This is a genomic window from Mesorhizobium sp. WSM4809, assembly GCF_055811655.1.
Genome location: NZ_JBVVQW010000003.1, coordinates 586,938 through 599,587, shown reverse-complemented (window position 1 = coordinate 599,587; position 12,650 = coordinate 586,938). Strand labels below are relative to the sequence as shown.

General features: G+C 62.4%; 14 protein-coding genes. 1 reads left to right on the top strand and 13 read right to left on the bottom strand.

Going from position 1 to position 12,650, the window contains the following annotated elements:
• Nucleotides 1-57 precede the first annotated feature (57 nt).
• Genes AC0L24_RS11020 through AC0L24_RS11000 form a run of 5 tightly spaced genes read right to left on the bottom strand, consistent with a single transcriptional unit; the run spans nt 58 to nt 3,817 of the window.
• Nucleotides 58-1,029, bottom strand: a complete 972-nt coding sequence (locus AC0L24_RS11020) for a quinoprotein relay system zinc metallohydrolase 2 (RefSeq protein WP_473563702.1) — start codon at nt 1,027-1,029, stop codon at nt 58-60.
• A gap of 34 nt (nt 1,030-1,063) precedes the next feature.
• Nucleotides 1,064-1,804, bottom strand: a complete 741-nt coding sequence (locus tag AC0L24_RS11015; protein WP_032900692.1) for an ABC transporter ATP-binding protein — start codon at nt 1,802-1,804, stop codon at nt 1,064-1,066.
• Complete coding sequence (locus AC0L24_RS11010) at nt 1,773-2,591, bottom strand: ABC transporter permease (protein ID WP_473563701.1); 819 nt, start codon at nt 2,589-2,591, stop codon at nt 1,773-1,775. Before AC0L24_RS11010 ends, AC0L24_RS11015 begins: the two co-directional genes overlap by 32 nt.
• Nucleotides 2,588-3,574, bottom strand: a complete 987-nt coding sequence (locus AC0L24_RS11005) for an ABC transporter substrate-binding protein (protein WP_292630193.1) — start codon at nt 3,572-3,574, stop codon at nt 2,588-2,590. Before AC0L24_RS11005 ends, AC0L24_RS11010 begins: the two co-directional genes overlap by 4 nt.
• A 33-nt stretch (nt 3,575-3,607) precedes the next feature.
• Nucleotides 3,608-3,817 (bottom strand): hypothetical protein, encoded by a 210-nt coding sequence (locus AC0L24_RS11000; protein ID WP_127269602.1) that lies wholly within the window; start codon nt 3,815-3,817, stop codon nt 3,608-3,610.
• A gap of 362 nt (nt 3,818-4,179) precedes the next feature.
• Here AC0L24_RS11000 and AC0L24_RS10995 point away from each other — a divergent pair, with 362 nt between their 5' ends.
• Nucleotides 4,180-4,560, top strand: a complete 381-nt coding sequence (locus AC0L24_RS10995; RefSeq protein ID WP_127395380.1) for a c-type cytochrome — start codon at nt 4,180-4,182, stop codon at nt 4,558-4,560.
• 47 nt (nt 4,561-4,607) lie between these two features.
• Here the strand turns inward: AC0L24_RS10995 and gph are convergent, their stop codons facing one another.
• From gph to tkt, 8 genes are read right to left on the bottom strand one after another with little or no spacing between them, the layout of a single operon-like run.
• Nucleotides 4,608-5,309, bottom strand: a complete 702-nt coding sequence (gene gph, locus AC0L24_RS10990; RefSeq protein WP_127395379.1) for a phosphoglycolate phosphatase — start codon at nt 5,307-5,309, stop codon at nt 4,608-4,610.
• A complete protein-coding gene (locus AC0L24_RS10985) occupies nt 5,306-5,863 on the bottom strand; it encodes a thioredoxin family protein (RefSeq protein WP_127395378.1) in 558 nt (185 codons plus the stop codon). The genes gph and AC0L24_RS10985 overlap by 4 nt, the downstream gene beginning before the upstream one ends.
• A gap of 20 nt (nt 5,864-5,883) precedes the next feature.
• On the bottom strand, nt 5,884-6,570 hold the full coding sequence (gene rpe, locus AC0L24_RS10980; RefSeq protein WP_127395377.1) for a ribulose-phosphate 3-epimerase: 687 nt from the start codon (nt 6,568-6,570) through the stop codon (nt 5,884-5,886).
• A 60-nt stretch (nt 6,571-6,630) separates the two neighbouring features.
• Nucleotides 6,631-7,569: a CbbX protein gene (cbbX, locus tag AC0L24_RS10975; RefSeq protein WP_127395376.1), complete on the bottom strand. Its 939-nt coding sequence runs from the start codon at nt 7,567-7,569 to the stop codon at nt 6,631-6,633.
• Nucleotides 7,570-7,576: 7 nt separating this feature from the next.
• The gene (locus tag AC0L24_RS10970; RefSeq protein ID WP_013532057.1) at nt 7,577-8,011 is read right to left on the bottom strand and encodes a ribulose bisphosphate carboxylase small subunit; all 435 of its coding nucleotides are present in this window, start codon (nt 8,009-8,011) and stop codon (nt 7,577-7,579) included.
• A gap of 18 nt (nt 8,012-8,029) precedes the next feature.
• Nucleotides 8,030-9,523: a ribulose-bisphosphate carboxylase large subunit gene (locus tag AC0L24_RS10965; protein ID WP_013532056.1), complete on the bottom strand. Its 1,494-nt coding sequence runs from the start codon at nt 9,521-9,523 to the stop codon at nt 8,030-8,032.
• Nucleotides 9,524-9,544: 21 nt separating this feature from the next.
• On the bottom strand, nt 9,545-10,624 hold the full coding sequence (fba, locus tag AC0L24_RS10960) for a class II fructose-bisphosphate aldolase (RefSeq protein ID WP_127395374.1): 1,080 nt from the start codon (nt 10,622-10,624) through the stop codon (nt 9,545-9,547).
• 11 nt (nt 10,625-10,635) lie between these two features.
• Entirely contained in the window at nt 10,636-12,648 is a 2,013-nt protein-coding gene (gene tkt, locus AC0L24_RS10955) for a transketolase (RefSeq protein ID WP_127810609.1), read from the bottom strand.
• Between the last annotated feature and the right edge of the window lie 2 nt (nt 12,649-12,650).

Sequence of the window (12,650 nt, the reverse complement as noted above, 5' to 3'; positions counted from 1 at the left end):
GGCGACGCCTTGGCAAATCGCCGTGCCTTACAGGTGCTGGACGCATGTCGGCATCGTCTATTCCCACTCGAGTTCGGCAAATGCGGCCGTTGCGTTGCGCTCGTTGTAATAGTCGAACAGGTGCCAATTATCCCGTTCGCTTTCGCCAGCGGTTTTGACTGCTTCGCGCAGCGGCGTTCCGTCGGCGATCGCCTTGCGGATATCGCGCGCCAGAATCTCGAAATAGCGTCGCTCCCCCGCCAGCGCCTGTGGCCAGTCGGCCGTTACAGGACCATGACCTGGAACGACGCGCGCGGCGTCGATCACGGCGAGCGCATCCATCTGGCGGAGCCATCCAAGCAGTGATCCGTCGAGCGTCGGCAAGGAGCCCATGAACACGAGATCGCCGGCAAAGAGCGTTCTGGTCGCGGTATCGAATACGGTCAGGTCGTTGTCGGTGTGCGCCGCCTTCCATGCCCGCAGTTCGATCATGCGCCCGCCGAGGTCGAGTTGCAGGTGATCGTCGACCAGCATGGTCGGCGACACGATCTCGACCCCCTCCATAAGCGCCTCGCCAAGCTGTTCGCGATAGTTGTGCAGATAGAACGCGCCACGCGCGTCGAGGGCGCGCGGCAGATTGCGATGACCGACGATCGTCGCGCCGATCTCCCGGAATGCCGCATTGCCGAAGATGTGGTCGGGGTGCATGTGGGTGTTGATCAGGAAGCGAACCGGCTTTGCTGTTACCTTTCCGATCGCGGCGAGAAAGGCGTGCGCCTCGATCAGGCTGCCACCGCTGTCGATGACGGCAACCGCATCGGTACCGACGACGGCGCCGAGATTGCAGATCGCACCGTCATTGGCGGCGGTCATCAATTCATCCGCGCCCTGGAAGGCGAAGACGCCGTCGGCGATTTGCCTGACCGAGAACCGAGAACTGCCGCCTGCCGCCAGAACGGCTCGTCCGAGGCAGCATGACAGCAAGGCGGCGCTGGCGGCGGTACAGGCGAAGCCACCCACAAGCCTGCGTCTTAGCCGATCGATCGACATGAAGGTCTCCGATATGCATTTCGCCTGCAGGCGATCAGGTGACGTCCGGAAATCGATGATGGAACGACCGCAGAAGGTCGCTCATCACCTGTGAATTACGATGTTGCCGTGGCAACCGTACGTCGAACACGCCGAGCACATGGGTTGGCCGCGGCGCGAGCACGATGATGCGGTCCGACAGCATCAGTGCCTCGCGTAGATTGTGCGTCACCATCAAGGCGGTCGTTGGCCGTGCCGACCACACGGTCAAAAGCAGATGCCGAAGCCGCTCGGCGGTCTGTTCGTCGAGCGAGACAAAGGGTTCGTCCAGGAAAAGCACCGCCGGCTCGGTGGCGAAAGCCCTGGCAAGTGCTGCCCTGCGCGCAAGGCCGAGCGACAGTTCGGCAGGATAGAGCGAGCGCATGCCGGCGAGGCCGAGCGTGTCGAACAGCCCGTCGAGATTTTTCGCTCTCAAGCTTTTCGGTAACGCCAGCCTGACATTCTGCTCCACCGTTCGCCACGGCAGCAGGGTCGGTTCCTGGAAAACGGCGGCGATGCGGTTCGAACCTCCTTGCGGCAACTGGAAGGAGCCGGAAAAGTCTTTGTCCAAGCCAAGCAGGATACGCAGCGTCGTGGTTTTGCCGCAGCCCGACGGTCCCAGCAAGCAGGCGAATTCGCCTTGCCGGACCTCGAAGGAAAGGTCCTGAAGCGCCGTGATCGAGACGCCTCGCGCGGACCTGAAAGTCTTTTCGGCGATGTCGACCTTAAGCGGGACGACGGCGCCAACGGGTTGCATGTCGTTCAACGGGCTGCACCAGGAGGAGTTCAATGACAAGCATCACCGCCACGAAAGCCAGCGTATAGGCAAGAATGGCGGCGACGTCGAAGAGCTGGAAATAGAGATGGATCTGGAAGCCGACACCGTTCGAGCGGCCGAGCAGTTCGACGACCAGGACGATCTTCCAGATGAGGGAGATGCCGGATCGCGACGCGGCGGCAAGATAGGGCTGCAATTGCGGCAGCAGGATATGGCGGATGCGATCAAGGCGGCCGAAGCGATAGACGGTGGCCATTTCGGCGTAACTTGGATCAAGCGCCCTGGCGCCTTCGCGCATCGTCACCACGACATTCGGGATCTTGTTCACCGCCACCGCGCCGATCGCCGCCGCCTCGTTGAGGCCGAACCAGATGTAGCCGAGGACGATGACCACCAGCGCCGGGATGTTGAGGAACAGGATCACCCACGGATTGAAAAAACGGTCGACGCGACGATGGCTGCCGAGCAAAACGCCGATGACGGATCCGATGATCATTGCGACGATATATGCCGCGGCGACCCGGCCGAGGGTCACGCCGAGATGGTAAAAAAGCTCGCCGCTCGCAGCCTCCCTGAGAAGCACCTGCCAGACCTGCCCAGGCCCTGGAAAGGCACGGCTTGGCCAGACACTTGCCGCAAGGTTCCACAGCAGGCAAAGCCCGAGCAGGGAGACCGCTACGGTCAGCGCGGGCATGAGTGCCGTCGCCAGACTGCGTCGGCCGGACATGCTCGGCGGGGCATCACGCGTGCCGTCGGTTGCGGTCATTTCTCGGGTTCCTGCCAGAACGTGCCGGGCGCCATTTCCGGCGCGCTGCCGACAAGCTTCGCGCCGCCGACCGACGCAAGCACATGGTATAGCCTGCCGGCGTCGGCCGCTTCCTCGGCGACCGACCGTCTGGGAATGCCCTGGCGGTAGCGATCGCGCAGTTTTTCCAGTTCCTTGCCCTCCGCGCGAATGATCGGCGCCAGGCGCAGCCATTCGTCATCGGATCTGGCCAGCAAGTCCTTGGCTTGCGCGGAAGCCCTCACGAAACCCCTGACGGCATCGGGGTTTTCGCTCGCCCATTGGTCATGGAAGACGTAACCGAGCGCCGACACGGGTCCCAGAGCCCCAAGCGCTTTTGCCGCGTCATTCACGCCGATCAATCGACGGAAGCCATTGGCCTCGAGACGCGCGCAAAAATGCCAGAAATTCAGCACCGCATCGAGTTCGCCCTGTATCGCCTTTTCCGAAATCAGCGGCGGCGCGCCAAAGACGATGTCGCTGGCTGCCGACAGGTCGACGCCGAGGTCGCGTCTGGTCAGCGCTTGTATAAGCAGCCAACTCTTGTCGAGCGGGCCGCCGGCGACGCCGATTTTCTTGTCCTTGAGATCGGCGATCGTCCGGATCGGCGAATCCTCCTTCACCATGATCGCCCCCACGGCGGTCGAATAGGGGGTCAATGTGAGGTCGCCGCCTTCGGAGCGCTGGCGCGAGACCCACAGCCAGTCGGAGACGATCATGTCGATCGCGCCAGCCAGCATCGCGACGTTGGTTGCATCCTCGCCGGCGAAGTCGATGATCTCCAGATCGATCCCGTTGGCGGCATCGAATTTGTGCTGCCTTAGTGTATCGAGTTCCCAACTCACGGTTCCAAACTTCAGCACACCGAGGCGAATCCTGGCTGCCGCAACGACCGGCCTGGTAGCAAGAACAGCGGCTGTCCCGAGAACCGCCAGACGCAGCGTCATGCGCCGTGAAACCATCATGACACCTCCTCCCCAGGGTTCCGCGCTGCCAAATCAGATGGCTCGTTCCTTGCTCGGAAATGCGCATTTCCAGCGCATGACCTTGAGGTTCGGGTGTTCTTGAGACCATTTCGCGATTTCGCTGGGGGCAAGGATCATGCATTGGAACAGAGTGCCGCGGCTCTCGAAATAGAGATGTTCGTCTCGGCAATTGCTCGGATTGGCGCTGAGGCAAACCGTCAATATGAGATCGACCATGTCCATTCAGCACCTCTTGCGCGTTCCCAAACGCCCATCTCGGCGAGTCCAGCCCAACCAGGAGCCAGGACAAACCGCCACTTGCCGGATTTCCCGAGGTGCCAATGGAGAAACCGGATTGAGGTCAAGCTACGCGCTCGCCCGATAGCCGTCAACAAAGACGAATGGAAAGGTCTCTTGAGCTCGCAGGCCCCTAAACCTTTGTACGATTGACTTTCACAACATGCCAATTAGCTTCCGAGTCACGCGGCGCGGCTTCACGGGAGAAGCGGAATTTCCACTCCACCGCGTAAGGCGCATACCGACGGATCAAAGGATCGGCATGCGCAAATCGTCCAGGGCACCCAGACGATCAATGAGGAAATACCATGCGCGCAATCGCATTTTTCGCAGTCATGTCCGTTGTGCCCTTCATCGCGAGCCAATCCCAGGCACAGGATGCGGCGGCTGGTGAGAAGGTCTTCGCCAAATGCAAGGTCTGCCATACCGCCGACCAGGACAAGAACAAGGTCGGCCCGTCGTTGAACGGCGTCATCGGCCGAACGGCCGGCACGCACCCGGGGTTCAGCTATTCTCAGGCGATGGTCGCGGCAGGCAAGTCCGGCGTCAAATGGGATGAACCCACGCTGAAGACCTATCTTCACGATCCCAAGGCCATGGTCAAAGGAACAAAGATGGCGTTTGTCGGCCTGAAGCAGGACGAAGACATCGCCAATGTCATTGCCTATCTGAAGCAATTCTCGAAATAGAGCGCAGCCGGCCGTTCGAATTTGCGTTCGGCCGGCGGACGCCTTGATCACGCATCGGCTTGCAGCCTCTGCATGGCCGAAGGCAGATCGAAAAGGCTGTCGCAAACGAGGTCGGCGCCAAGCTCTTCCACCGGAATGTGGCTGTAGCCGCCGCGCAACAGAATGACGGGCATGCCGGCGGCGCGTGCGGCACCCAGGTCGGCGCCACTGTCTCCGACCAGCAGCGCGTCACCGGGGTCGACCCCAAGCTGTGCCAACGCCAGCAGCAGGGCATCGGGCGCCGGTTTCAGGAATGTCACCGCGTCTCCGCCAACGATTGCGCCGAAATATTCCGTCAATCCGAAATGAAGCAGGATTTCGCGGGTCGCCAACTGCGGTTTGTTGGTTGCCACCCCCATGCTTACTCCGCCCAAATGAAAGTGGGTGAGAGCCTCCCTGACTCCAGGCATCAGCCTTGTCAGGCCGGTCAGATGCCGGCGGTAGATAGGCGCCATGACGCGGTTGGCCTCATCGAGAGCGTTGCCGAGCAGTGGCGCTCCCGACGCCGCGAAGGCTCGCTCGATCAATTTCCTGACGCCGCCGCCGATCATGGCCGTGACCTGATCCAGGCGCAGCGGCGGCAGACCGCGACTGGCCAGCAGTTCGTTGACGGCGGCCGCTATGTCCGGTGCCGAGTCGACCAGCGTGCCGTCGAGATCGAACAGGATCGCCTTCGGCGATCGAAGCGGCCTACCTGCACCGACGTTCATGCGGCATCCTTCCACTTGATCGAGCAGCCGATCGAGGCGATCTGGTCCAGCGGCCCGTCGCCGGTTCGGGCAACCTGCTTCATCGCCTCGAACAGGTCGCGTCTCAGCCCGGGCGCTCCGGCTTCTCGTCGCGAGGCGTCCAGCCGACCGCGATATTGCAGTCCCAACTCGCTGTTGAACCCGAAGAAATCGGGAGTGCACACGGCTGCGTAATCGCGCGCCACAGTTTGGCGGTGGTCGTGCAGGTAAGGGAAGCTAAAGCCGTTCGTCGTGGCGAAGAGCTTCATTTGGTCGAAGGAATCCTCCGGGTAGGTGTCGGCATCGTTTGAGTTGATCGCGACAAAGCCGATACCTTCGGCCTTAAGATCGTTGGCATCGCACACGATACGTGAAATCACCGCCTTCACATAAGGGCAGTGATTGCAGATGAAGGCCACGACCAGGCCGTTCGGGCCGGCCTGGCTGAAGATCGAATGCGACCTGCCGTCGACGCCAGGCAAAACGGCATCGATGGCGCGCCAGCCGAAATCGCACACAGGGGGGACGGCCGCCATGCTTGCCTCCGATGGAATGGTTATGCGGCTTTCCGGATCGCACCGTCGGCCGTCTGTCGGATGGCTCCAATGTTGGCGCGATAGGCTGCCTCGGTGCCCCCCTTGAACACGGCCGACCCGGCGACCAGCACATTGGCGCCGGCCGCGGCAACCAGCGGGGCGGTTTCGGCCGTGACGCCGCCATCGATTTCGATGTCAATCGGGCGGTGGCCAACCAGTGCCTTGATTCGCCTGATCTTCTCGATGACCGCGGAAATGAAGGCCTGGCCGCCAAAGCCTGGATTGACCGTCATCAGAAGCACCAGGTCGAGCCTGTCGAGCACATATTCGATGGCGCTCTCCGGCGTCGAAGGATTCAGCGATACGCCGGCCTTCTTGCCGAGATTTTTGATCGCCTGCAGGGAACGATCGAGATGCGGCCCGGCCTCGGCGTGCACCGTGATGATGTCGCAGCCGGCGTCGGCGAAGGCGGCCAGATAGGGGTCGGCCGGCGCGATCATCAGATGGCAGTCGAAAATTTTGTCCGTTCGGTCGCGGATCGCCTTGATCACCGGCGGACCGAAGGTGATGTTGGGCACGAAATGGCCGTCCATCACGTCGAGATGGATCCAGTCGGCACCCGCCCGCACGACAGCTTCGACCTCGTCGCCGAGCCGCGAGAAATCCGCGGAAAGCACGGAGGGTGCGATGATTGTCCTGGTGACCATGGTCGTCGTCTCCAATTCTGTCTGCGGGTGTTGGTCGCTGCGCCAGCCGGCTCCATCCCGTCAGCGCATCTTCGTCTCCGGTTCGCCTTCGAGTTTCCCTTCCGCGAACACGCGGCTGCCGCGAATGTCGGATTCCTCGATGGTGATAAGATCGGCTTTGGTCAACACCTGGCTGCGCGATGCGAAAAGCCGGTTGGCCTGCCGCAGCCGTGCCCGGTCGAGCCCATTGCGGACCGAACGCGCGTTGGAGAAATGCGGCAGCCTCATACGGATCGGAAGATACTCTTCGAGCGCACGGGACGCCGCCTCGCTGAGGCGATAATTCTGCTCCGCGAGCATAATCTCGGCGATCGATTTCAGTTCGCTGACGCCATAGTCGGGGAAATCGAGGTGATGGGCGATGCGCGAACGCATGCCGGGATTGCTGTCGAAGAAGCGGTCCATCTTGTTCTTGTAGCCGGCAAGGATCACAACCAGATCGTCACGGTTGTTCTCCATGCACTGCAGCAGGATTTCGATCGATTCCTGGCCGTAGTCGCGTTCGTTCTCGGGCTTGTAGAGATAGTAGGCCTCGTCGATGAAAAGCACGCCGCCCATGGCACGCTTGATCACCTCGCGGGTCTTGGGCGCGGTGTGGCCCACATACTGGCCGACGAGATCGTCGCGCGTCACGGCGACCATGTGGCCTTCGCGGACATAGCCGAGACGATGCAGGATTTCGGCCATCCTCAGCGCCACGGTGGTCTTTCCGGTGCCGGGATTTCCCGTAAAGTTCATGTGCAGCGTCGGGGCGCCCGAGGTCAGCCCGAACTTGCGGCGAAGCCGGTCGACCAGGAGGAGAGCGGCGATCTCGCGGATGCGGGTCTTGACCGGCTTCAGGCCAACGAGTTCACGGTCGAGCTTGTCCATGACCTCGTCGATGTTGGACGCCTCGAACTCGGCCTGCAGATCAACCGTCGCGTCCTGTGCGGCAGCGTCCTTGGTCATCGCGTTCAGCATGGTTCAGCTAGCTCCGCTCGCCCTCGGGCCTGTCGGTCGCATAAGGCACGATCGAATAACCCTGGCTGCGGCCGTCGCGCTCCTGGCGCAGCAGCCGGAAGCCGGGTTCGCTGGGCGGCCGGTTGACAATGAACGACATGCGCGGGGCTTCCCAGCCCTTGGTCGAATCGAAGGCGGTTACCCGCACATACATGTTCGGACAGGCTTTCCGGCAAGCGTTGACCTCGAGCAGTATGCCCGCCGGATCTTTCAAGTCGAACATCGGGTTGCCGTACATTTCCCAATAGGTATTTCGCGGATGCGGATCGTCCGTGTACTCGACGCTGACCGCCCAATGGTTCTTCAGCGCGTATTTGATCTGCGCCGAAATCTGTTCGTCGGTCAGATCGGGCAGGAACGAGAACTGCCCCTGTGTGACCTTGTTTCCCGGATTGGTCATCATGACGATGGTTCCTTTCGTCTAGAAGCTGGGCGTTGCTGTTGGCACGAAGTCGGCCGTGTCGGTCGATTCGTAGTTGAAGGTGACGTCCTTCCAGGTCTCCAGGGCAGCCTTCAGCGGCGTGCACCATCTGGCCGCCTGTTCGAGGATCTTGGTCCCTTCGCGCAAATAATCGCGCCCCTCGTTGCGGGCCAGGATCATCGCTTCCAAGGCGACGCGATTGGCCGTCGCGCCTGCCTGGATGCCGTCCGGATGGCCGATTGTGCCGCCGCCGAACTGCAGGATGACGTCCTCGCCGAGATAGTGGATCAACTGGTGCATCTGGCCGGCATGGATGCCGCCCGAGGCGACGGGCATCACCTTGTTGAGCGAGGCCCATTCCTGATCGAAGAACAGCCCGGTTTCGAGGTTCTGCGGCGTGCGCTCCTCGCGCAGCGTGTCATAAAATCCCTTGATCATGAGCGGGTCGCCTTCCAGCTTGCCGACCACCGTGCCGGCATGGATGTGGTCGACGCCGGCCATGCGCATCCATTTGCAGATGACGCGGAAATTCATGCCGTGGTTCTTCTGGCGCGAATAGGTCGAGTTGCCGGCACGGTGCAGGTGCAGGATCATGTCGTTGCGGCGTGCCCACTTGGCCATCGACTGGATCGCCGTGTAGCCGATGACGAGGTCGATCATGACGATGCAGGAACCAAGCTGCTTGGCGAATTCGGCGCGCTCGTACATCTCCTCCATCGTGCCGGCGGTGACGTTGAGATAATGGCCCTTGACCTCGCCGGTGGCAGCCGACGCCTTGTTCACGGCCTCCATGCAGTAGAGGAAGCGGTCGCGCCAGTGCATGAAGGGCTGCGAGTTGATATTCTCGTCGTCCTTGACGAAGTCGAGGCCCCCCTTCAGCGCTTCGTAAACGACGCGGCCGTAATTGCGGCCCGACAGGCCGAGCTTCGGCTTCGTCGTCGCGCCGAGCAGCGGCCGGCCGAACTTGTCGAGCCGCTCACGCTCCACCACGATGCCTGTCGCCGGCCCCTGGAAGGTTTTGAGGTACGCCACCGGGATACGCATGTCTTCCAGCCGCAGCGCCTTGACTGCCTTGAAGCCGAACACATTGCCGATGATCGATGCGGTCAAATTGGCGATCGAGCCCGGCTCGAACAGGTCGAGGTCGTAGGCGATGTAGGCGAAGTACTGTTGCTCGGTCTTGGTTCCGGGACCGGTGTTCGGCACCGGCTCGGATCTGAACGCCTTGGCGCGATAGAGCTCGCAAGCCGTCAGTCGGTCGGTCCACACCACGGTCCACGTCGCGGTGGAGGATTCGCCGGCGATGGCCGCGGCCGCCTCCTCGTGGTCGACGCCCGGCTGCGGCGTGATCCGGAACATGGCGATCAGATCGGTCTCCTTGGGCCTGTAGTCCGGCTCCCAGTAACCCATCTTCTTGTAGGGGATGACCCCTGACTTGTAGCGTTCCTTGCCTTCCTTGAGCGTCCCCGCTGGCAGTATGTCGATCTTGTTCATGACAGGTCTCCTGTTTGTTGCTCAGGCGGCTTTCGCGATTGCGATATGGGGATCGAGTTTTCCCGCGGCGTAACGTTTCGCCATCTCGTCCATGGCGATGACCTTGATCTTCGAGGCGTTGGACGCCGTGCCGAAACGCTCGAACCGGTCCCGGCAAAGGTCGCGCAAGGCGTCCATGGCGGGTTTCAGGAATTTACGGGGATCGAACTCGCGCGGGTCTTCCGTCGCGACGCGGCGGAACTGCCCGGCCATGGCCATGCGGCAATCGGTGTCGATGTTGACCTTGCGCACGCCGTAGCGGATGCCGCGCTCGATCTCCTCGACCGGAACGCCAAAGGTCTGGGGCATCTCGCCGCCGTATCTGTTGATAATGTCCTGCAGCTCCTGCGGCACCGAGGACGAGCCGTGCATGACCAGATGCGTGTTGGGCAGCTTTTCGTGGATCGCCTCGATCACCTGCATGGCCAGGATATCGCCGTCCGGCTTGCGGGTGAATTTGTAGGCGCCGTGCGAGGTGCCGCAGGCGATCGCCAGCGCGTCGACCTGGGTTGCGGTCACAAAGTCGACCGCCTGATCGGGATCGGTCAACAACTGGTCGTGGGAAAGCGCGCCTTCGGCGCCGTGGCCATCCTCTGCCTCGCTTTGACCGGTTTCCAGCGAGCCGAGCACACCCAGTTCGCCTTCGACGGAAGCGCCGACCCAATGCGCCATGCGTGCGACGCGTTCGGTTATGGCGACGTTGTAGTCGTAGCTGGCCGGCGTCTTGGCGTCCGCCATCAAGGATCCGTCCATCATCACCGAGGTGAAGCCGTGGCGGATCGCGGAAAGGCAGGTGGCCTCGCTGTTGCCGTGGTCTTGATGGATGCATAGCGGGATGGTCGGGTGGATTTCGGTCAGCGCCTCCATCATCTTGGCCAGCATGATGTCGTTGGCATAGGATCGGGCGCCACGCGAAGCCTGGATGATGACAGGCGCGTCGCAGGCCTTGGCCGCTTCCATGATGGCGAGGCCCTGTTCCATGTTGTTGATGTTGAATGCCGGTACGCCGTAGCCGTGCTCGGCGGCATGGTCGAGAAGCTGGCGAAGGGTGATGCGAGCCATTGTGAATCCTCCTAGATGATGAGCTTCAGTGCCGCTGCAGCAACCGCTTCGGACGTTATGTTGAAATGCCGGTAGAGGTCGGGGGCAGGGGCGCTGGCGCCGAAGCCGGTCATGCCGACGAAAGCACCGGTCTCGCCGATCCAGCGGTCCCAGCCCAGCCGGGCTGCTGCTTCGACCGCGACGCGCGGCGCCGAGCCGAGGACGGCCTTGCGGGTGGCGCTTTCCTGCTCCTCGAAAAGCTCCCAGCACGGCATCGACACGACGGCGGCGGCGACGCCATGCTCAGTCTCCAGCCTTTCGGCGGCAGCAACCGCGATCTCGACCTCCGAGCCGGTGGCGATCAGGGTGACGGCGCGGTGCCTTGCCGGCTCCCGCAGGATGTAAGCGCCCTGGCAGGAGCGGTTCTCGTCGCTGTGCGACCGACGCAGCATCGGCAGGTTCTGGCGCGACAGCACCAGGACGCTCGGCCGATCCTTGCTCTTTAGCGCGAGTTCCCAGCACTCCGCCGTTTCGATGACATCCGCCGGGCGGAAGACGTTGAGATTAGGCGTGGCACGCAGCATCGCAAGGTGCTCGACCGGCTGGTGCGTCGGGCCGTCCTCGCCGAGGCCGATGGAATCGTGTGTCATCACATAGATGACGCGCTGGCCCATGAGCGCCGAGAGCCGCATCGCGCCGCGCGCATAATCGGCGAAGCACAGGAACGTCCCGCCATAGGGCACGAAACCGCCATGCAGCGCGATGCCGTTCATGGCGGCCGCCATGCCGTGCTCACGAATGCCGTAGTGAATATAGCGGCCGGCATAGTCACCCGGTGCAATGCGGTTCATGTCCTTGGTGATCGTCAGATTCGAATGCGTCAGATCGGCCGAGCCGCCGACGGTCAACTCCGTTGCGCCATTGATGGCCTCCAGCGCCATTTCGGAGGCTTTTCGCGTCGCCACCTTGGTTGCCTTCTCGACATGTTCGCGACGAAAGGCGTCGAGCGCTTCGAAGACCGTGTCGGGCAGTTCGGCGGCGACGGCGCTCTCGAAGGCCTCGCGCCGCGGCGAGGCGGCAAGCCGCTGCTCCCAGGCGCGCCGCATCGCTTCGCCGCGACCGGCAATCTCGCGCCAGGTGAAAAGGATATCATCTGGCACATCGAACGGTGCGTGGGCCCAGCCGATGTTTTCGCGTGTCGCGGCGATCTCTGCTTCACCCAGCGGTGCGCCGTGCGTCTTTTCCGAACCGCCGAGATTGGGGGCACCCATGCCGATCACTGTGCGGCAGGCAATCAGCGATGGCCGATCCGACCGCCGCGCCGCCTCGATTGCCGCGGCGACTGCCTCCATGTCGTGGCCGGCGACGCTTTGGACATCCCAGCCGGCGGCCTTGAAGCGCGCCGGCTGGTCCATCGACGTGGAGAGGGAGGTCGGCCCGTCAATGGAAATCGCATTGTCGTCCCAGAAAACAATCAGGCGGGAAAGCTTCAGGTGACCAGCGAGGTCTATCGCCTCGTGACTGATGCCCTCCTGAAGGCAGCCGTCGCCCGCAATGACATAGGTATGATGATCGACCAGATCGGCACCGTAGCGGGCGGCAAGCATACGTTCCGCCAGCGCCATGCCGACCGCCGTGGAAATGCCCTGTCCGAGCGGTCCGGTGGTGGTCTCCACGCCAAGCGCATGGCCGTATTCCGGATGTCCGGCGGTGCGGCTGCCCAACTGCCGAAATCGCTGCAATTCCTCGATCTGCATGTCTTCATAGCCGAGCAGATGATGCAGTGCGTATTGCAGCATCGAGCCGTGGCCGGCTGAAAGCACGAAACGGTCACGGTCGGGCCAGTCCGGCCTCGACGGATCGATATTGATGAAGCGGTTGAACAGCACCGTTGCGACGTCGGCCATGCCCATCGGCATGCCAGGGTGACCCGAATTCGCCTTTTGAACGCTGTCCATCGCCAGCGCGCGAATGGCGTTCGCCATGTCGCGCTCCGAGACGGGAGCGGTTGTGGTGACGGGCTTCAGTGCTGTTTGGCTGGTCATTG

Excerpts from the sequence above, each read along its gene's own strand:
- AC0L24_RS10985 (WP_127395378.1), bottom strand. The coding sequence starts at position 5,863 with ATGGCGGCCGTCCCCCCTGTGTGCGATTTCGGCTGGCGCGCCATCGAT.
- AC0L24_RS11000 (WP_127269602.1), bottom strand. The coding sequence starts at position 3,817 with ATGGACATGGTCGATCTCATATTGACGGTTTGCCTCAGCGCCAATCCG.
- AC0L24_RS10970 (WP_013532057.1), bottom strand. The coding sequence starts at position 8,011 with ATGATGACCAATCCGGGAAACAAGGTCACACAGGGGCAGTTCTCGTTC.
- AC0L24_RS11015 (WP_032900692.1), bottom strand. The coding sequence starts at position 1,804 with ATGCAACCCGTTGGCGCCGTCGTCCCGCTTAAGGTCGACATCGCCGAA.
- AC0L24_RS10995 (WP_127395380.1), top strand. The coding sequence starts at position 4,180 with ATGCGCGCAATCGCATTTTTCGCAGTCATGTCCGTTGTGCCCTTCATC.
- AC0L24_RS10965 (WP_013532056.1), bottom strand. The coding sequence starts at position 9,523 with ATGAACAAGATCGACATACTGCCAGCGGGGACGCTCAAGGAAGGCAAG.
- cbbX (WP_127395376.1), bottom strand. The coding sequence starts at position 7,569 with ATGCTGAACGCGATGACCAAGGACGCTGCCGCACAGGACGCGACGGTT.
- AC0L24_RS11005 (WP_292630193.1), bottom strand. The coding sequence starts at position 3,574 with ATGATGGTTTCACGGCGCATGACGCTGCGTCTGGCGGTTCTCGGGACA.
- tkt (WP_127810609.1), bottom strand. The coding sequence starts at position 12,648 with ATGACCAGCCAAACAGCACTGAAGCCCGTCACCACAACCGCTCCCGTC.
- rpe (WP_127395377.1), bottom strand. The coding sequence starts at position 6,570 with ATGGTCACCAGGACAATCATCGCACCCTCCGTGCTTTCCGCGGATTTC.
- AC0L24_RS11010 (WP_473563701.1), bottom strand. The coding sequence starts at position 2,591 with ATGACCGCAACCGACGGCACGCGTGATGCCCCGCCGAGCATGTCCGGC.
- fba (WP_127395374.1), bottom strand. The coding sequence starts at position 10,624 with ATGGCTCGCATCACCCTTCGCCAGCTTCTCGACCATGCCGCCGAGCAC.
- gph (WP_127395379.1), bottom strand. The coding sequence starts at position 5,309 with ATGAACGTCGGTGCAGGTAGGCCGCTTCGATCGCCGAAGGCGATCCTG.
- AC0L24_RS11020 (WP_473563702.1), bottom strand. The coding sequence starts at position 1,029 with ATGTCGATCGATCGGCTAAGACGCAGGCTTGTGGGTGGCTTCGCCTGT.